Origin of the sequence: Candidatus Nitrosocosmicus sp. FF01 (assembly GCF_047711275.1) — an archaeon.
Lineage (GTDB): Archaea > Thermoproteota > Nitrososphaeria > Nitrososphaerales > Nitrososphaeraceae > Nitrosocosmicus.
This window is the reverse complement of the sequence record NZ_JBLNIG010000002.1, coordinates 394,807-413,945: the sequence shown is the minus strand read 5'-3', so window position 1 is coordinate 413,945 and position 19,139 is coordinate 394,807. Positions and strand designations below refer to the sequence as shown.

At 32.2% G+C, this 19,139-nt stretch carries 21 protein-coding genes; 11 read left to right on the top strand and 10 right to left on the bottom strand.

The window, feature by feature from the left end; all coding sequences use genetic code 11:
- Positions 1 to 8 precede the first annotated feature (8 nt).
- Positions 9 to 872, top strand: a complete 864-nt coding sequence (locus ACMT7R_RS07625) for a CdvA-like protein (protein ID WP_415311018.1) — start codon at positions 9 to 11, stop codon at positions 870 to 872.
- Between the two features lie 157 nt (positions 873 to 1,029).
- Here ACMT7R_RS07625 and ACMT7R_RS07620 read toward each other — a convergent pair whose 3' ends face one another.
- Positions 1,030 to 1,287, bottom strand: coding sequence for a winged helix-turn-helix domain-containing protein (locus tag ACMT7R_RS07620; protein WP_148685285.1), 258 nt, complete (start codon positions 1,285 to 1,287; stop codon positions 1,030 to 1,032).
- Positions 1,288 to 1,469: 182 nt separating this feature from the next.
- On the opposite strand from ACMT7R_RS07620, the gene acs reads away from it, so the two are divergent.
- From acs to ACMT7R_RS07605, 3 genes are read left to right on the top strand one after another with little or no spacing between them, the layout of a single operon-like run.
- Positions 1,470 to 3,449, top strand: a complete 1,980-nt coding sequence (gene acs / locus ACMT7R_RS07615; protein WP_415311017.1) for an acetate--CoA ligase — start codon at positions 1,470 to 1,472, stop codon at positions 3,447 to 3,449.
- A gap of 56 nt (positions 3,450 to 3,505) precedes the next feature.
- Entirely contained in the window at positions 3,506 to 3,805 is a 300-nt protein-coding gene (locus ACMT7R_RS07610; protein WP_415311016.1) for a hypothetical protein, read from the top strand.
- 6 nt (positions 3,806 to 3,811) lie between these two features.
- Positions 3,812 to 4,111, top strand: a complete 300-nt coding sequence (locus ACMT7R_RS07605; RefSeq protein ID WP_415311015.1) for a hypothetical protein — start codon at positions 3,812 to 3,814, stop codon at positions 4,109 to 4,111.
- A 203-nt stretch (positions 4,112 to 4,314) separates the two neighbouring features.
- On the opposite strand, the gene ACMT7R_RS07600 is transcribed toward ACMT7R_RS07605, so the two are convergent.
- From ACMT7R_RS07600 to ACMT7R_RS07585, 4 genes are all read right to left on the bottom strand, one after another.
- The gene (locus tag ACMT7R_RS07600; RefSeq protein WP_415311014.1) at positions 4,315 to 4,806 is read right to left on the bottom strand and encodes a DUF192 domain-containing protein; all 492 of its coding nucleotides are present in this window, start codon (positions 4,804 to 4,806) and stop codon (positions 4,315 to 4,317) included.
- 230 nt (positions 4,807 to 5,036) lie between these two features.
- The gene (gene cbiE, locus ACMT7R_RS07595; protein ID WP_415311013.1) at positions 5,037 to 5,759 is read right to left on the bottom strand and encodes a precorrin-6y C5,15-methyltransferase (decarboxylating) subunit CbiE; all 723 of its coding nucleotides are present in this window, start codon (positions 5,757 to 5,759) and stop codon (positions 5,037 to 5,039) included.
- Positions 5,760 to 5,875: 116 nt separating this feature from the next.
- The gene (locus ACMT7R_RS07590) at positions 5,876 to 6,169 is read right to left on the bottom strand and encodes an NADH-quinone oxidoreductase subunit I (protein WP_134484161.1); all 294 of its coding nucleotides are present in this window, start codon (positions 6,167 to 6,169) and stop codon (positions 5,876 to 5,878) included.
- A gap of 110 nt (positions 6,170 to 6,279) precedes the next feature.
- Positions 6,280 to 6,804 carry a stage II sporulation protein M gene (locus tag ACMT7R_RS07585; RefSeq protein ID WP_415311012.1) on the bottom strand — a complete coding sequence of 175 codons (525 nt, stop codon included), beginning with the start codon at positions 6,802 to 6,804 and terminating at the stop codon, positions 6,280 to 6,282.
- Between the two features lie 69 nt (positions 6,805 to 6,873).
- On the opposite strand from ACMT7R_RS07585, the gene ACMT7R_RS07580 reads away from it, so the two are divergent.
- Positions 6,874 to 8,499: a DNA-directed DNA polymerase II small subunit gene (locus ACMT7R_RS07580; protein WP_415311011.1), complete on the top strand. Its 1,626-nt coding sequence runs from the start codon at positions 6,874 to 6,876 to the stop codon at positions 8,497 to 8,499.
- Between the two features lie 40 nt (positions 8,500 to 8,539).
- Here ACMT7R_RS07580 and ACMT7R_RS07575 read toward each other — a convergent pair whose 3' ends face one another.
- Together ACMT7R_RS07575 and ACMT7R_RS07570 are read right to left on the bottom strand one after the other, a co-directional pair.
- Entirely contained in the window at positions 8,540 to 12,157 is a 3,618-nt protein-coding gene (locus tag ACMT7R_RS07575) for a DNA polymerase II large subunit (RefSeq protein ID WP_415311010.1), read from the bottom strand.
- Between the two features lie 20 nt (positions 12,158 to 12,177).
- Complete coding sequence (locus tag ACMT7R_RS07570; protein ID WP_415311658.1) at positions 12,178 to 12,921, bottom strand: geranylgeranylglyceryl/heptaprenylglyceryl phosphate synthase; 744 nt, start codon at positions 12,919 to 12,921, stop codon at positions 12,178 to 12,180.
- A gap of 529 nt (positions 12,922 to 13,450) precedes the next feature.
- Here ACMT7R_RS07570 and ACMT7R_RS07565 point away from each other — a divergent pair.
- Positions 13,451 to 14,179, top strand: coding sequence for a helix-turn-helix domain-containing protein (locus ACMT7R_RS07565; protein WP_415311009.1), 729 nt, complete (start codon positions 13,451 to 13,453; stop codon positions 14,177 to 14,179).
- Here the strand turns inward: ACMT7R_RS07565 and ACMT7R_RS07560 are convergent.
- Complete coding sequence (locus ACMT7R_RS07560; protein WP_415311008.1) at positions 14,067 to 14,648, bottom strand: hypothetical protein; 582 nt, start codon at positions 14,646 to 14,648, stop codon at positions 14,067 to 14,069. The two genes, ACMT7R_RS07565 and ACMT7R_RS07560, sit on opposite strands and share 113 nt — an antisense overlap.
- Before the next feature lie 519 nt (positions 14,649 to 15,167).
- On the opposite strand from ACMT7R_RS07560, the gene ACMT7R_RS07555 reads away from it, so the two are divergent.
- Positions 15,168 to 16,379, top strand: coding sequence for a Cdc6/Cdc18 family protein (locus tag ACMT7R_RS07555; protein ID WP_415311007.1), 1,212 nt, complete (start codon positions 15,168 to 15,170; stop codon positions 16,377 to 16,379).
- Positions 16,380 to 16,485: 106 nt separating this feature from the next.
- Positions 16,486 to 16,740 carry a winged helix-turn-helix domain-containing protein gene (locus ACMT7R_RS07550; RefSeq protein WP_148685296.1) on the top strand — a complete coding sequence of 85 codons (255 nt, stop codon included), beginning with the start codon at positions 16,486 to 16,488 and terminating at the stop codon, positions 16,738 to 16,740.
- Positions 16,741 to 16,743: 3 nt separating this feature from the next.
- Here ACMT7R_RS07550 and ACMT7R_RS07545 read toward each other — a convergent pair whose 3' ends face one another.
- A complete protein-coding gene (locus tag ACMT7R_RS07545) occupies positions 16,744 to 16,938 on the bottom strand; it encodes a hypothetical protein (protein ID WP_415311006.1) in 195 nt (64 codons plus the stop codon).
- A 309-nt stretch (positions 16,939 to 17,247) separates the two neighbouring features.
- On the opposite strand from ACMT7R_RS07545, the gene ACMT7R_RS07540 reads away from it, so the two are divergent.
- Complete coding sequence (locus tag ACMT7R_RS07540; protein WP_415311005.1) at positions 17,248 to 17,523, top strand: winged helix-turn-helix domain-containing protein; 276 nt, start codon at positions 17,248 to 17,250, stop codon at positions 17,521 to 17,523.
- Positions 17,524 to 17,609: 86 nt separating this feature from the next.
- The gene (locus ACMT7R_RS07535) at positions 17,610 to 18,038 is read left to right on the top strand and encodes a universal stress protein (RefSeq protein ID WP_415311004.1); all 429 of its coding nucleotides are present in this window, start codon (positions 17,610 to 17,612) and stop codon (positions 18,036 to 18,038) included.
- Positions 18,039 to 18,092: 54 nt separating this feature from the next.
- Here ACMT7R_RS07535 and ACMT7R_RS07530 read toward each other — a convergent pair whose 3' ends face one another.
- A complete protein-coding gene (locus ACMT7R_RS07530; protein ID WP_415311003.1) occupies positions 18,093 to 18,356 on the bottom strand; it encodes a winged helix-turn-helix domain-containing protein in 264 nt (87 codons plus the stop codon).
- 272 nt (positions 18,357 to 18,628) lie between these two features.
- Here ACMT7R_RS07530 and ACMT7R_RS07525 point away from each other — a divergent pair, with 272 nt between their 5' ends.
- Positions 18,629 to 18,967 carry a P-II family nitrogen regulator gene (locus tag ACMT7R_RS07525; RefSeq protein ID WP_415311002.1) on the top strand — a complete coding sequence of 113 codons (339 nt, stop codon included), beginning with the start codon at positions 18,629 to 18,631 and terminating at the stop codon, positions 18,965 to 18,967.
- Positions 18,968 to 19,139: the final 172 nt, after the last annotated feature.

Sequence of the window (19,139 nt, the reverse complement as noted above, 5' to 3'; positions counted from 1 at the left end):
TAAATTACATGAGCGAATTAAAGCTCGAATTTGTCAGTAAAAAAGTTAAAGACATGTATGGAACTTTCATCGGAAAAGTCGTAGGGATTATCACAGATATAGAGGGATCTATCGAATCAGTTAGCGTGGACTGCGGATCTAGTGGGATAAAAAATTTACCGTATGAACAACTATTGGTTCAGGGGGATTACGTTATTTTCATACCCCGATGGAGATTGGATGCGCAAAAACTATTGAGGGAAAAATCTTTAACATTGAAAAGGATTAAGGCATTGCAAGAAATCGTGACCGATAATGACAGCATGAAGGATGATGCAGAACTGATATACTTAAAATACGAAAAAAGATTGGATGATTTAGGCGAAAATACAAAAGAAATCATAGAGAGGTTGAATCAAAGAATATCAGAAATTGACATGGAATCCAAGAGAATAAAGTCGGTTCTTTTCGATGCAAAGCTACAGTATAAGAGTAACGAAATAACTGAAGATATTTATCAACAAATAACCATGCATACGAATGAATTAATAGAACATGTAAATTTAGAAAAAACGGAAATTAATAATATCATTAATAAGCTGACTCAACAAACAGTTGACAATACAATTACTGCCAATAATAATGATCAATTGACCATCCAAAACGACGACAAAGGAGAAGTAATGGAGTATGATATGCAAAAGACAAATCAAGGATCTGAACAGACAATAAATTATAATCGCGATCTACAACAAGACCAACAAGGAGATATTGAGGTAGACATGGAAACAACTGATGAATCTGGTAATGAAGTAACTAACTATGTTGAAGCTTCAATAGAAAACACAACAGATAACCAGGAATCTACACATATAATGGCAACTAATAATTGATATTTACAGGAGTAGAAGAGTAATAATGTAATGTAATATTACTTTGGTTTGTTTGATTTCTATAGAAATGCTTTTCTTTTTTTATTTTGTTTGCAGTTATGATTAACAAATAATATTTGAAAAATAATTCTAAAAAATTATGAAAAGATAGATTGTTTTACTTCGGAGTTGTTGAGCTTAACAATTCCCCAATTTCATTGTGCATCTTAAGAAAATTCAAGCCTTTTTCTGTTGTTTTATAAGTTTGAGAGCCTTCAACATACTCAATTAGATTATTTTCGATTAATACTGATAAATATTCTCGTAATTGTGCATAGCTCAAAAATGCTTTATACATTATTTTTGTTTTGGTAGCACCGCCATTTGCTGCATCAAGAATCATGGCCACTATTTCAGTTCTACTTCTATATTTCACAGTTTACTTTCGTTCTTTCTATTTATTTTAATTTATTGCAACAATCACATATAACATTCCTATATAAGTTTATTAGGGGTTGTAAGATATGACGTCTAAAATAACATTCAGTCGCGAGTTTTGTGTTTCATGTAGAAGCTATCCATCTATAACATTGAATTAAATACAGATAGTGAATATCCATGTCAACAAAAAAAAGAATTTATGCTAAGGAAATTTATCACTTTCACATGAATGATCCTCAGATTAGCAAGGATAGAAACCCAGAGGTTATTTCGCTAGAAGGAATTAGGATAAAGCAAATGAAAGATGAAGCTCAACAGGATCCAAATCAATTCTGGTCAAATTGTGCAAGAAACTTGGTATGGTTTAAAGAATGGCAGCAAGTATTAGATTGGAAATATCCTTTTGCTAAGTGGTTTTGTGAAGGAAAATTAAATGCGGCCTATAACTGTCTAGACAAACATTTGACCACCAATAAGAAAAATCAAGCAGCAATCATTTGGGAAGGCGAAGATGGAGAAACAGTTACTATCACATATGATCAATTGTTTCGAAGAGTAAATCAATTGGCCAATGCATTCAAAAAGATGGGGATTAAAAAGGGAGATAGAATTACAATATACCTTCCAATGATACCAGAATTACCAATATCAATGCTCGCTTGTGCTAGAATCGGAGCAATCCATTCGGTCATTTTTTCTGGATTTAGCTCTCAATCAATTATAGATAGAGTAAATGATGCAAAGTCTAAAATAATAATTACAGCCGACGGCGGATATAGAAGAGGAAAAATAGTACCATTAAAAAGAATAGTTGATGATGCTATAAAACATACTTCCTCAATTGAAAAGATAATCGTTGTTAAAAGAACTCATGAGAATATAATTATGGGAGAAAAGGATATTTGGTATGAAAACGCTGTAAATAGAGAATCAAGTTTTTGCCCATCAGAATGGATGGAAAGTAATGATCCTTTGTTTATCTTATATACCTCAGGAACTACTGGCAAACCTAAGGGAGTAGTACACGGAACTGGCGGTTATTTAACTCATTTATATAATTCCGCAAAATGGGTATTCAATTTTAATGCGACCGATGTTTTCTTCTGCACAGCAGATATAGGTTGGGTAACCGGACATAGTTATATTGTATATGCACCATTAATGCACGGGGTAACAGAAGTTCTTTATGAGGGTGCACCAGATTTTCCCAATCCAGATCGATATTGGAAAATAGTTGAAAAACATGGTGCAACTATACTGTACACTACACCAACAGCACTGAGATCCTATATGAGATACGGAAATGAAATACCGAACTCTTATGACTTATCTAGTCTGCGACTACTAGGTACTGTGGGAGAACCGATAAATCCTGAAGTTTGGAAATGGTATTTCAACGTAATCGGAAAAAATAGGTGTCCAATAATAGATACATGGTGGCAAACTGAAACAGGTGGAATCATGATAAGTATGTGTCCAGGGATTGAAAGCATAAAAATGAAACCCGGTTCAGGAACATTGTCATTACCAGGGATCGAAATAGAAATAGTCGATGATAAGGGCATAAAGATAGAAGATGGTAAAAAAGGTTATTTAACCATTAAGAAACCATGGCCCGGAATGCTTATTTCACTATGGAACAATAATGAAAGATACAAGAAAACTTACTGGGAAAGGGTGGATAACAGTTTCTTTGCGGGTGATTTTGCATATCAAGATAATGACAAATATATATGGATACTAGGAAGAGCAGATGACATTTTAAAGGTAGCTGGTCATAGATTGGGAACCATAGAGTTAGAAAGTGCATTTGTATCTCACCCATCAATTGCTGAAGCTGCTGTTACCAGTAAAAGTGATGAAATTAAGGGTGAAACTATCATAGCATTCTTGGTATTAAGGAAAGGAATAGCGTCATCACAAAATTTAGATACAGAGGTAAATGAACATATTAAACGTACTATAGGACCGATTGCATCAGCTGAAAAGATATACTTTGTAGACAAGTTACCAAAAACGCGAAGTGGTAAAATAATGAGAAGGCTTTTGAAATCCATCGTAAATAAAGAAACTATTGGTGACATCTCAACTCTTGAGGATGAAGCATCAATCGAAGAGATCACTCAGGAATTAAATGCGATCAATAAACAACTATAAAGACGGCTCTGTTCATTTAACGAAATCTTATAGCTTGAAGATGCTTTATCTCCTTTATGTTTACCAGAAATAAAACACCTTCAAAATATGTTTACTATGGGTTGCATTTGTACTTTTCAGGTTTATCTTTAAGAAAAGCCTCGGAAAGATTATCACAGATGTACAAGAGAAATCACGTTTCTATTTGGAATTGGATTCAAAAGTACAAGCCTTTAAAGATACAGGATAGGAAAAGGAAAATTCTAGAGTATATTGTAGATGAAACTTTGATCAAGATTGGTTCTGAATACATCTGGATTTGGGTTGCAATTGAGCCTGAAAACAGGCAAATTCTCGCACTAACCATATCCAAATAGAGAAACATGTTTGTTGCCGAAAGATTTCTGTCAGGGTTAATTAAGATTCATGGAAAACATGCTATATCGACCGATGGTGGAACATGGTACCCACAAGCCTGTAGATTCCTTGGACTAGAGCATCACATTCATTCTTCATTTGAGGAAAGCATCATTGAAAGAACGATGCAATACATCAAGGACAGAACAGAAAACTTTGATGATTATTTTCCTTGCAGGTTAAAGAATTGCAAGTTAAAGCATGTACAAAATTGGCTACGGTTATTTGTAGACTATCATAACAAAGAGATAAAACCCGTTAAGTGAACAGAGCTATAAAGATACCTTATCTACTTAAATATCCCATCAATTTAAGCGGTTCTCATCCATAAAATCTTGATAGATATCAAGGATATATCACAAAATTATTTTCTATACTAAATTTTCATTCAAGGTAAGGTAAAAGTGAATGATCTTGACATGGACTTGATAACCTTATTCAAATAACATATAATTTGAAGGTAAAAGGATTAAACAGAAATCATTTCTAATTTTGAAGTCCCGGTTATATTGTGGTACTGAATGAATCCAGACATACCAGCTAATACAAATTTAGCAGGTTTAGTATTTTTGAATGTACATTCTGATGAATCAAGAATGGTATCACAAGGTTGGGCATTTTTCTTGGTATAAACAACATTACCGTCTTGATCAAACCATATTAAATCTAAGGGATATCTAATATTTAATAACCACATAGCGTATAAACTAGGCTTATCATAAATCAGTAGCAATCCAGAATCAAGGCTTAATTTTTCATCTCTAAAGGTTAGCCATCTCTGTCGATCAAAATCTGTATCAGCAATTTCAACTGTCAAGAGTTCTTCGTCAATTTTTATTGTTCCTTTTGAAAAATCAATGTCCTTATTTGTGATATCTGATGGAATAAATACTATTCCTAATATTCCTATGATAAATGCTGAGATAATTACCGGAATAAGAAGAGTTATTTTTTTTACCATCTTTTAAATAATAAAAAATAGAGATATTTTAAGAATAAGTAAAAATTAAAAAGATCGAGGGCTGGGCTAGAGCTGTGATTCTCCACAAGCTGGACATAACCTGATACTTTTAGACATTTTTGAACCACATTCAATGCAATATCTAAATTCAATCTTGCTCATTCAATAATATATAGAACTAATTGTAATATATTTTATCTACATCAGAGCACAAAACACATAAATTAAAGTTAGAAATCCAAGTAAGTTTGTCTTTTATTCTGATCTATAACCATTATTGAAAGATCGCTAAAGTTTTTGTTTGTCAATGAATCTAATTTTCCTGTATATACAGTTTCTTTTTCATTATTTGTTAGATTTTCAAACACCCATACGTCTATTTTCGAAGTATCAATTCCTTTTTCTTTAATAAAAGATGAGATTTCTGCGGGCATAAAGTTTTTTGATAGATCAGATGGCCAGGGCCTTGGTACTAATATTACACTTTTTTTATCGATAATTGATTTTACTAGATCAATTTTTTTCTCTTCGATATCGCCGGTTACGTGAAAAGTAATGATATTGGCCTTATCCAATGGAACCCGAGATTTTGCTGATGCTATTTGAACTGAACTAATACCGGGGATTATTTCGACGTTCTCATCACCAAACAAGTTTAAGAGTCTATCAACGACCTCTGATTCGGAGAAATTTACATCGCCCGTAAACGGGACAGTGCATACATCATTTTCGTTCATCAAATTACTGAATACATTTAAATACACATCCTCTTGATTCCTCATAGTTATTTCAAATATTTGATGATAAGATCCGTCTAGAAGATGTCTTATAGTATTAAGGGTATATTTGTACCCTATAATAAATTTTGACTTTTTGATTATATCAATAGAATAACTAGTCAGGTATTCTTTCGATCCTGGACCCACACCTACAACATATAATTTTTTTGTCAAGTAAAACTACTAGTAATTATACTTCATATTTAAGTGATAAATTAGATATACTGAAGATTTAGACGGATATAAAACATTGCTAAACTAAATTGAAAAAAATAAAAATAGTATGGGAGTTAGCCCTCTTCCCAGCCTTTCGTAAATATGGCGTTTTTCTTTAATGGGATTGGTTGTCCTGGCGTATATTCCATCGGTCTCATCCAGAAAATTGCTTTTGTTGGACAAACACCAATACAAGCACCATCAGAAATACATCTCTCTGGATAAAAGACAAATGCTTTACCTCTTTTCCAACCTTCAACAGGTTTTACTCTTAATACATCTGGACCAAGAGCTGTACAAATTTCTACACATAAAGCACATCCAATACAATGCTGTTCACTAACATCTGGAAGTATTGCTACTGGCATCTAATAATTCACTGTAGGTAAATCTTCATTAAAACTATTTAAACACTATGGCATTTTATAACAATGATATAAAATAATCTAACTTAATCCAATTAAAATATAAAGTTAGATTATATCTTTCTTGGAATATTTTCAATCATCGTCCATTCTATAATCGCACCAGCCAAAAGCATTATACCAACTAGCGCGACTTCTACCAATAGGTATATTAAAGACTTTTTTGTGAATTTCCTTTTTATAAGTTCGAAGAACAAAATTCCACCTCTTGATATTGCCAATCCATAGGATAGAAGTTCTAAAATACCAAATGGTGTCAAAAAAATTATTAATGGATTAGTATAAGAAGTAGGACCAGACACGTCCATTATTGAATTAAATACTAGACCGGTTGAAAAACCAGAAATAGTTCCCATTATAATACCGATAACAGGAATAAACATAACTAGCGCGATTTTTAGATTGTTAAAAAAAATACCAAATTCGTCAATATCTCTTATTTGATTAATAAAATTTTTCGATAATTCCTTGGAAAATGATTCATCCATTTTAAAGGAAAAGCCAACAAAGAAAATGCCTAAAAAGAAGAAAATGGCAATAAAGAAAAGCAAAAGTCTCTTTTTAATCGAAATGAGCATTACTAAGTATCTTATCTTAAATCGATATAAAAAGACTTAAAAAATATCTTGAACTAGTTAATTTGACTATTGAGCGTTAACCTTAATCTCTCAAAAATAATTTCATTCATAACCAGCAGGGGATTTCAGATACACCCCGATGCACTGGTATTGATAGAAAATACGAAAGGAGAAATGATTCAAATAGTCGAAGAGATACTTACAGGAAAAAGAGAAAGAAAAGAGTCTAAGATTATTTCCTCAGAAGATATCAGAAATGCACTGAGGCTTTCAGAAGAAACTACATTGACAGAAAATGACAAAGATGATAGCAATTCCATTATTTTAAACGGTACTGATGGTGACAGGTACTATGACATTGAGAAAGTAAATGAAAAGACGGCACTAGAGCTTATCACCTATAACCCTACAGAATTTAAGAATCATTATAATGGCAATATAGTATATGATTCGAATTATAGTATCAATAGTGGTGAAGGAGTTGAGGGGTATATTTCTTTGTTTAGAAGCAGATTTGATAAATCATTGAAGATCTTAGCTAATAGACCAGATAGCAAGAGAATAAAAAAAATTGCAAGCATAAAACAATTATTCAGTCAATCTCGGAATAACTCTAATTCAAATTTGCATTCCAAAGAGAGAGATGAAGAATCCCTGTTTATTGCAGGATTGGTTATGGAAAAGAAGCAAAAAAAAAATAGCTACAATATCGCCATTGATGATCAAACAGGTTTGCTAGAAGTAGCGGCATATAACGATGACTTGAAGAAGCAAATTTCATTAGTGACTTTAGATCAAATGATCATGATAGAACTTGAGAACAATGTGAAAAAAAAGAACTATGTGATGAAGAATTTGTATTCAATAGATGTACCAGATCGAATTTCAAATAGAGCTCACTCTGATGTGTATGCAGTTTTGATATCTGACTTGCACATAGGCAGCAAATTTTTTATGGAAAATGAATTTCAAATGTTTTTGGACTGGTTAAATTTCGCAGGAGAACATAAAGAGGTTGTTTCAAAAATAAAATATATTTGTATATGCGGAGACTTGATAGATGGAATTGGTATATTTCCACATCAGGATAGGGAGTTGCTCGAAAAGGATTCTTTTTCTCAGATGGAACATGCTACGAGACTACTGTCAAGAATACCTAAGCATATGAAGGTATTTTTGATTCCGGGAAATCATGATCTGGGAAGACGTGCATTGCCTCAACCAGCAATACCTAAAAAATATGCCGATAAGATTTACTCTTTAAATAATGTCACCATGTTAGGTAATCCCTGTATGATTGATATGGAGGGGGTTAAGACCTTAATGTTCCATGGTCAAAGTTTAGATGACACTATTGCTACTATACCTGGATTAAGCTATTCCAAACCTGCTGAAGCAATGAAGATTTTACTAAAATCTAGGCATCTTTCACCTATCTATGGGCAAAGAACGCCTATAGCACCAGAGATTGAAGACATGATGGTTATTGAAGAAGTCCCTGACATTTTTCATTCTGGACATGTTCATGTAATTGACGTGGATAGCTACAAAGGGACATTAGTAGTGAATTCTGGCGCTTGGCAAACCCAAACACCTTTTCAACGGGCTATGGGAATTACGCCTACCCCTGGAATAGCGATAGTAATTAATTTGTCTACCCTGAAACCTTATCAAATAAATTTTACAAACTTCTAACTCAAGTAAAATACAGGATACAACAACTAAACAGAAAAAGTTACAAATAATCTAATAATGTCGGTTGTTCTTCTTTTGATTGAAATATGAAATTTAGTTCTACAATCAACGATTCTACTCTACTTCTCAAATAATTTGTTACTTTAAAATTATTGCACATGTTCTCGGCTAATAATACATATTTTTCAACCGAACCCCGGGTAACAGTTTGTAATAAGGTATGGTTACAATTTAAACATTTACCATATAATGGAATTCTTCTATACTTTTCACCACATTTATTACATCTAAATGACTGTGACGAATAGGAACGCATGTTACCCATAATATCAGGAATAATGTGTGTTGTAAGAACCATTGAAATGACTTCATTCGTATCCACCGAGTTGATAAGATTTGCGGTCGCTATTTGCATTTCTAATTTTTCATTCATAGTATTTAAAGTGGAATATGCACTTCGATTTACATCAGATATTAACGTATTGGTATGATGGGTAAAACCATAATCATAGAATTGTTTATTTGTACCGATTCGATTTTTTAGTATTTCGATCGAATCTAAAACATCAGAAGCTTTGACTCCCAACCAAGTGTTTTGATAAAAGCTAAGAGGATACTTTTCTACAATATCAACATTATGAGCTTGTCTCTGAACCTCATGAGGTAACACAGTTGGTTGTATGAGTAAAGGAGCATCCATCAACCCACCTATCTTGTCAGGCAAAAATGAATAAGAAAAATTTAGAAAAGCATCAAACAGTAAAATAATTGAATCGGCATCTCCATCACAATCTCTTCTTTTTGCAGAGTGCCAAATAGGCGAACCTAAGCAAACTTGCGATTCTGTAAAACCAATTATGCGCCCGATAATGCCAACAGAAGTATGAGGAGCTAATCCAACAATTAGATGTCCAATCAAATCATTTTCAGTATAAGCATTGTAAATCGGTGGTAAGTTATACAAGCTTACCATTTCCTCATCTATAAATTTAGCAATCTTTAAAAGATATTTTGCAGAATCCAAAGGAATTATTACATCCTGGATCAACAATTCTATAATTTGTGTATCGGATTTAATTTCCGAATTTTGATAGTCGACTGTATAACCTAATTCTCTTAATCTTGAAATCGATGTATTTATGAAAGATGGCATAAAATGAGTAAGTGGTTCGTTTGTCGCATCGAATCTTATAGTACCGTCTTTAAACACAGATAATCCACTCTTTTGTCTAAGTATGCCTTTCTCAATTTGTTCTGCTTCCTTATCTTTTCCCATCAATGATTTTACACCTTTTAGTGGAGAATTTGCTTTTAGACTTAGGTGATTTTCTGCTTTTTCAATTAAGGTCTTTAATGGAAATTTTATTGGAGAGAATGTTTTATATTCGTTACCACACTTCAAACACTTTATATTTTTTTTCATTTTGTCCACAGGGTTGAAAGGCAAATCAAGAGATTCAATCTTACAAACATTACAAATAAATTTAATAGGGGTCGGTTCATTGCATTGGCTACAATTGGTACCTAATGAAGGGACATTGCAATTGTAGCAAAATCTATTGGATTTTTCTGAATAAAAGGATTCGATATTAGATGCTTTTAAAAGATCTCTCATTGGCCCGCCTTTGTTACCTACGGGAAATAACACATGAATAGGAGGCTTCATTTTGCGCTGTGCAGCTTTTTCCGGTCTACCAACTCGAACAGAGATTGAAGAAGAAAATTTTGAGCGAATTTTTACAATGGATATAGAATTTATAAGTTTAATAACATTTACCTTACTCTCATTCTTTTCAGATGCTATGCTTTCTATTATAGTTTCTATATTTAAGATGACATTATCTCTTAATAAATAATTGGCTAATACTGTAAAAGGAACCTCGTCTTTGTCTTCCCACGTCAAAGACAGTATATTTTGAAATTCAGGGATAAATAAATATACCAATGCTAAAATCTGGGATTCATCAGATAGTACAATAGTATTACTGGACGCATCAAATTGATGAAATACTCCAAGCTTTTCGAGAATATTTTTTAGTTTATTATCATAGTGAAGCACAAATTGTTTATTACCTGAACTATTGTTTCTATCTGTGTTAAAAGAAGAAATAAAAGATATCAATATTTTTCTGGCAAATAGAAAATCTTTTACTGATATAGCTTCCCAATAAAAGCAATATTTAGGATGTAAAGGAATATCAAGTTCTATAGATATCCTTAGTGCTTCTTTGAAGGAAGGGATAATGTAAGGATTCGAACTGAATTCAACTAGTCTCTTATATTCTAATATACTATTATCGGCTAATATATTGGAATGTTCTAATTTTTCAGATAATTCTTGAGCCCATATTTCTTCGACATAACTAGCTGGTAATAATTGGGCGTTATTCTCAAGGAAGTCTCCGTAACTGATCAGAATATCTCCAAGATATAGAATTTTGACCACCTGTGATCTTAATTTTGTGGCTTGTTCTACAGTGTTGATTTGTAAAACAGTTCCATCTTCTAATTTCACTATTGGTGGTTCAATTGTATCCACAAGTGCTATGGTAGAGGCCTTACCAGGTACATCCATCTTTATTTGTGTTCCAACTACAACTGCTGAATTTAATAATATGGGAATAGTACTGTGTATGCCTATTGTCGCAAATCCGGAATTAAAGCATCTTCCATATCTTAGCCGAAACCCACCTATTTTCTTACTCATAGATAATACCGGTCTACCTGTTATTACTTCAGACATTCTATGACTGACCGTATCATCATCGCCAGTTTGTATAGCACCATTTAGATTTGCAAGCCAGTCCCATCCTTCAAGATCCAGGGTATCTACTAATTTCATTAGTTTCCTACATCTACCTATCAAGCCATCATTCATTACTCTTAATGCCCCTCCTCTCACTCGATCTGTTTTTATTCTTTTCATTTCTCTATGAATAACTAATTCAACTGGATCTGTGTCGACTCCATCAATCTCTACAGGTAAATTAGAAATACAAAAATCAACATCCGAGTCGAGGACTTTAAATTGAAAGTTACCTACTTCCCTTTCGTATAGTCGTAATTCCTCAACAAATCTTCCAGTTTCATCATCAAAAGAGTTAGTTTGATATTTTCCAAGTCCTGAAACTTTTCTAACATGGTCTGCAATAAGCATAGTTAAGGCTGCTTCTGTACCTCCCGCAGATCTAATAGGACCAGCAAACGAGATAGAAAGATATTCAGACCCATCCTTATTCTTTTTTATTTGTACATCAGATATTCCTTGGAGTGGTGCAACAGTAACACCTTCCGTTACTACAGCAAGACTTACTCTAACTGCATTTTCTAATTTAGTTCTAAGATCTCCGGCTCCGTATTCACCGGTTGCAATCTCTTCGGCTATCTTAAGGGCTGCCTTCTCTTTAGATGTATAATTTAGCAAGGCTCTTAATCTATCAGCAATGTCTATATCATGCATTTTAGCAACTCTATCAGCTAAATCATATGCTATTTTTGGCTCAACATAATCAGTAACATCAAAACCCTTCCTCCTAGCATTCTGGGCCATGATATGAAGGCTATTAACTTGCCGAAGAAGCCCAAGTTGATAATTTTCATAGTAACTTGGCATTGAAATGTTTTCTAACCTTATCTTAGCTTCATCTATTAAATTCATTATTAATCACTACTTTTACTTTACGAGCGAATAGCTGAAATAATATCAACAAATTTCTTCTCCCAATCAGGATCACGTTCTAAAAGTGTACCAATAACTAAAATATCTGCTCCTGCATCGGCTAACTCCTTAGCTATTACTGAATCTCTTATACCTCCTCCAACTATTAGTAATCCATCAAAATACTTCCGAACATTTGATATCATTTCTGGAGACACGTTTTTCTTAGCTCCAGATCCCGCCTCCAAATAAACAAATCGCATTCCTAAATACTGTGCCGCTAAAGAGTACATAACCGCTATATTTGATTTTTCAAAAGGTATTCCTTTAGCTCTCCCAATAAACCAAGCGGTAGTATTTTCACCAATTATTATATAACCAGTAGGTAAAGGCTCAATTTTGTATTTCTTAACTAGTAATGCTCCCAAAGCCTGTGCTCCAGAAATAAAGTATGGATCCTCGGAATTCAACAAAGATGTAAACAAAATGGCATCTGCGTTAGGAGAAACACCTGTAACATTACCAGGAAATAATATTACAGGAATAGATATAGTAGATTTGATTGATAAAACTAATTTATCTAAATCCAATTGGTCTATTGCAGAAGAGCCTCCAACCAAGATGGCTGATGCACCCAGGTTCTCTACTTTCCTTGCCACACTACCGACATCATCATAATTTTCTGAATCTAATAAAGCAAAACATAGTTTTTTATGCTTTCTCAATTCATCATTAATATAGTTCTCTACTCTGCTCAATATTATACTATGGCTATATAAATAGGATTAAATTTAATGATTGCGACGAGTTTAAAAGAATAAATCTAGCAATACAATATTGTATAGCTGTTGACAAATACAGATACTATAAATAATACACTTTTTTCTAAATTAATTGAAAATTCTATATTCACCCATAGACAAATTCAAATAATTTATAATTTCAGTCATAAAACAAAAAGGTCAAACGAGATTAGTTCCGGTGCATATTACAGGCAAGTTAAACAAACAAAATTAAAACTGAAGAGGATATGTTACTCAATAATGCTATTAAATCTAATGAATCTGTTGACTACCAACCAAATATCTACTTTGACCTCTATAATAAGTCAACTTAGACTACTGAATGATAACAATGAAAAATATCACAAAAATGACATAACAAATGTTATGGATATAATTGATGAAACGATAAACAAAGTGATTAATTTGTGATACATCACTCGTCAAGATAGATAAATGTTAATAATATCACATACAATAAGGTTATATCACACTAGATAGTCTTATTGTTGTGAGTGCGGAATTGATGCTATTGATATTTAATTATACTATCATCCCATTTGTTTTAGCAATTTTTCTCACATATGGTGTGTTGAAAGGATATCAAAAATTGAGATATAGATCTTTTTGGACTCGCCGTGCAGATTTGTTAGCATCTAATTTAGAAAAGCAAGGAAGAATGCAAGCTAGTCAAATTGAACAAATGTCCGATCAATTGTCAGGAGTATATGATAAAATTGAGAAAATAGAAGTAAAAATCAAGGAAATTCAAGAAATGAAGAATTTGTTGGATGATAGTGCGCTATTGATGAATGACGAAGGTATCAAATCACATATCCCTGTAACCTCACCTCTTCGAAGATACGTAAGTAACGTAAGTGATGTTATGAATACTTATAATCACAATAAAAAATCACAGAATCACGTTCAATTGGCTCCTGATGATGATCGTAGAAATGGTACAGTTGAATATATACTTAGAAAATTGGAAAATACTTCATTAAGTACAAAAGAAATTCAGCTGATGATAGGAAGAACCAGAGAACATACATCAAGATTAATGAAAAAACTATATGATGAAAAGTTGGTTGAAAGAGAAATATCTAACAAGCCTTTTAAATATACTATCACAGATGAAGGTCGTAGACGGTTGTCAAAGCATTCTTCTTTAAATACTCATTATTACCTGGAGCATTCGGATAATAATAGTTCAACTGACCGGCTGATGAAGAATCAGTAGTATCATAGGCCGAGGTTAAGTTATTCTTTTGAATTTTAATTAGCTTGTAAACCCATTCTTTTCCTCTTTTACTTCTTATTAATTTACGTTTCTCGTGATATCTGGATAAGTAAGTTGAAATTAAACTAAGTTGTAAATGTTCACCATAAAGTTCTTCATAAGACTCTACAATATTGGACGATGTAAAGGTACTATATGCAAAGTTATTCTCGATTAATGTCCATATTTTTGATTCAATTGAGTTGCTTGTGACATTGTGCTTCGAATAGTTGTTGCGGAACATATCACTTTGTTCATCAGACATTTTTGGATTATCGATCAAGTCACCTCTTGATATATTTAGTGATTCAACCAGCTGTAGAACCTTTTGAATTTTTACTGTCGATAGATTGCCTTCTAAAGATAAATTGTACTTGCCACCTTCTGCATCCTCTAATTCAATTTTTATCTTCTTTTTTCCAGTGGACAATCTATCTTCTCTGTGAATATAATATGAAGTGTTAACTTAACAATATTGAATAAATTTTGATAACAAAATGATGAGCTTTTGTTAACAAAAATTAAGCATGAATTATGACTCTTTTTTAGTCGGTTTGTTAATATTATAAATCGGTTAATAGTTTTTATGGTTCCACTGGAAATAAAGGGGTTGATTCATCATTCTTAACTTTGTGAGTCAACTGAATACTTCTCCACTGGAAATAAAGGGGTTGATTCACCATTATTATCAGTTTTTAATTAACTGATAATATCATTGTTAAATTATCCTATAAAGCCACACCCCGCCGTTTCTCATGCAACTAGAGATAATATTTAGCCTTAAAATGATATTAATATTTTTTATTAATATGTTTAAATTAATTGATTATAGTGTTTAAGATATATTGTTAATAACAGAAATTAAATTCACATGTTATTATCTTATTACTATTCGATAAGAAGAGAAGGGGTGTGCCCGTTGATTTATTATTATTAAAATGAGAAGTATATGGATTCAGATTATTTGGATAATATTTTCGACAAAGCAGTCAAAGGAACCGCTTTAATTAAGAATAGAAAGACCTTAACAATAGACTACGTTCCAGAAAAACTACCATTCAGAGAAGAAGAGTCTAAGATTATAGCTCAAATATTATCGGTTGTATTGAAAAACGGACGACCATCTAATTTATTGGTATTTGGAAAACCTGGAACTGGAAAGACCGCAGTAGTCAAAAATGTAACTACTAGATTAAAGAAAAAATCTGTGGAACTTGGGGTGGAAATAACTGTTACTATAATTAATGCAAAGATTTCAAATACTTCATACAAGGTTCTATACGACATAGCTGAGGAAATTGGGATTAACCGCTTCGACAAGAAACTAAGGGTTCATTTTACGGGACTATCATTGGGTGAAGCCACAGATAGGATTCTTGAATATTTAAAGAAAAATAATCTGCATGTATTGCTAGTTATTGATGAAGTAGATTCTTTGGTAGATAGGAATGGAGATGATGTTTTATATAGCCTTACTAGGGCAAATGAACGTTTGTTGGATAGCGGGTTTATATCATTAATTGGAATCTCCAATAGCCTTACATTCAAAGACAAATTGGATCCGAGGGTACGTAGTAGTTTGAGCGAAGAAGAAATAGTATTTAACCCTTATACTATTATTCAATTGAGAGAGATTCTAAACGATAGGTCAAGACTTGCCTTTAATGATGGATCAATCAGTCAAGCTGCAATTAATTTATGTGCTGCTGTGGCGGGTAAAGAAAATGGAGATGCTAGAAAGGCAATTGATCTGCTGAGAGTAGCTGCTGAAATTGCTGAAAGAGAAAGAGATAATATGGTTAATGAAAATCATATAAGGGAAGCTCAAGAAAAAATTGAAAAAGATACCAATTACGAAGTGATTAGAAATTCCACCACACACACAAAATTAATTATTTTAGCAATTTTGAAATCTCAAACTGGAATGACCGGCGATGTTTATGACATATATGTTTCGCTTTGTAAGCAAATAGAACATGATTCATTAACTCAAAGAAGAGTAACTCAAATAATCAGTGAATTAGATCAGCTGGGATTAATCACATCTAATGTAGTAAGTCATGGGAGATATGGCCGTTCACAAATAATCAAAATTTCGGTTTCATATGATACAGTAACTAAAGCATTAAAAGATGACAATTTCATTTCTATTCTATTATGATTATTACATGACCAACCAAATTGTGATCGAATGTTCTGATCGAAAGACATGATCGAATGGACAGCTTTTTATAAATACTTGATCATCAATGTTCTATTCGATAATAATGAAATATAGAAGTAGAACAGAAATAACTGTCTTAATACTAGAAGCAGCAAACGGTGGGGCTACAAAGACAAAAATCATGTACAAATCATTCCTTTCATACGCACAGCTAAAAGAATACTTCACAATGTTAATTGAGAATGGTTTGTTAGAATATGAAGATGGAACTCAAAAGTATAGAACCACTGAAAAAGGGTTAAGATTATTAAAAATATATAATCAGATAGAAGAATTAATCCCAAGTACAATAAAATAATCTTTAATCTTTTATTTTATATTTTTTGTTTATAACTCTTATCTTTAATGAATCTTCTTTGTATTTTACTATGATGATATCTCCAATCTTATATGGGCATTGCTTGATACCTCTTTGATGATCACTTGTATCCACTACATAAATTCCATTATTCTTGTTTATCACTCTAACCTCTGAAGTAGTCTCATCCTTGATCAAATTTTTTATTAAAAAACTGCTAGAATAACAAGTACTAACTTTTTATTAAGGTTCAAAAGCAGGATTATTTCCATATGATGTGAATCTGTTGTTAAATATAGTTAGGATAACTTATCATACTATATTCCTTATTTATTTTAAGATTTCAAATATCATTGATGATGGGAAATTATAATTAATAAACTTCTATGGATATATTCATCACTGATTGGAAAGCAAACTATTGTGATCGAATGTTCTGATCGAAAGACATGATCGAATGGACAGCTTTTTATAAATACTTGATCATCAATGTTCTATTCGATAATAATGAAATATAGAAGTAGAACAGAAATAACTGTCTTAATACTAGAAGCAGCAAACGGTGGGGCTACAAAGACAAAAATCATGTACAAATCATTCCTTTCATACGCACAGCTAAAAGAATACTTCACAATGTTAATTGAGAATGGTGTGTTAGAATATGAAGATGGAACTCAAAAGTATAGAACCACTGAAAAAGGGTTAAGATTATTAAAAATATATAATCAGATAGAAGAATTAATCCCAAGTACAATAAATACATCCAACAAAGAACCTTTTTAGTCAAAGTCATTCTTATTTTTTATTACTAACAGTAAGCCAAAAAATAGTTATTAAATTTATATCGTTGTAATTATATTTATATATTAGTGAATTTGAGAATTCTCGCTCCAGTTGATGGCTCTGAAAATTCTATGAGAGCATTAGATCATGCATTGTTGCTGAGTTCAAAACTCGACTCAAAACTTACAATTTTATACGTTCTCGAAATTCCTCCTTTCGTTTATATACAATCTCAAAAACTCGTGAATTCTATAATGTTGGAATTAGAGAAAGAAGCGAAGGAAATTCTCGAAAATTGCCTTAAAAGAGCAAAGGATTATGAATTAGAAATTGAAACTACAATTCTGGAGGGACAAAACGTAGGGTCTATAATAATCGATTATATCGAAAAGAACAATTTTAATTATATTGTCATCGGAAGCCGGGGAAAGGGAAAGTTCAAACATGCAATACTCGGAAGTGTCTCTCATAGAGTTCTTCATCATAGTAAGGTGCCTGTTTTAGTCGTTAAATGATATTCCTTTTAGAGAGATAGTTAATATAACTGCTTTGCTTTAATGATACTAAATTTAATACTTTGTTTGAATCTGTGGTATTATTTCTTCTATCTGATTATATATTTTTAATAATCTTAACCCTTTTTCAGTGGTTCTATACATGTTTATCAACCTGTCTTCATATTCTAACAAACCATTCTCAATTAACATTGTGAAGTATTCTTTTAGCTGTGCGTATGAAAGGAATGATTTGTACATGATTTTTGTCTTTGTAGCCCCACCGTTTGCTGCTTCTAGTATTAAGACAGTTATTTCTGTTCTACTTCTATATTTCATTATTATCGAATAGAACATTGATGATCAAGTATTTATAAAAAGCTGTCCATTCGATCATGTCTTTCGATCAGAACATTCGATCATGTCTTTATTTACTACTTAATAGCAACTTATAAATTTATATATGGTGTGTTATATTGCATATTATAGATAACTGATTTTATGTATATTATTTATTTCATGTGATTTATGATACTATTTCACTGCAATGCAGTGAACACAATGATGTTTTAAATATGTTATATAAAAAATAGGATGGTTGATCAATAATAGTGAAAAAGATTGAAATAATAATTCCAGACAGAGAGCTACAAACTGTTGGTGGAGTTTTAAAGGATAATAACATTGGTGGAATGAGCTACTATCGAGTAGAGGGAAAAGGAAAAGCCAAACCCGAACCAGTTTCAATTGGACGTGGTACGATGCAATATACTCCAGAATTTATTCCGAGAACAAAGGTTGAGATAGTTGTAAAAGATGACGTAGTAGATAAGCTAGTAAACACTTTGCTGGAAACTTTGAGTGACAAAATAGGAGGCAAAATTTTCATTTATGATATACAAGAGGCAATAAGCATTAGAACTAAGGCTAGAGGCGATTCTGCCATTTAATATTTTTTGTCGGCTAGTGTCAGTTCAAGTCTCTATCATAAACTGTAAATAGAATACTAATTATTCATAATATTTATAATCATTATTATTTTATTCATTACATGAATAAACAGGTTTGGTGTTTTAGTTGCAATTCACTCAAATCTATTTGTATTCACGATAACTGCAATAT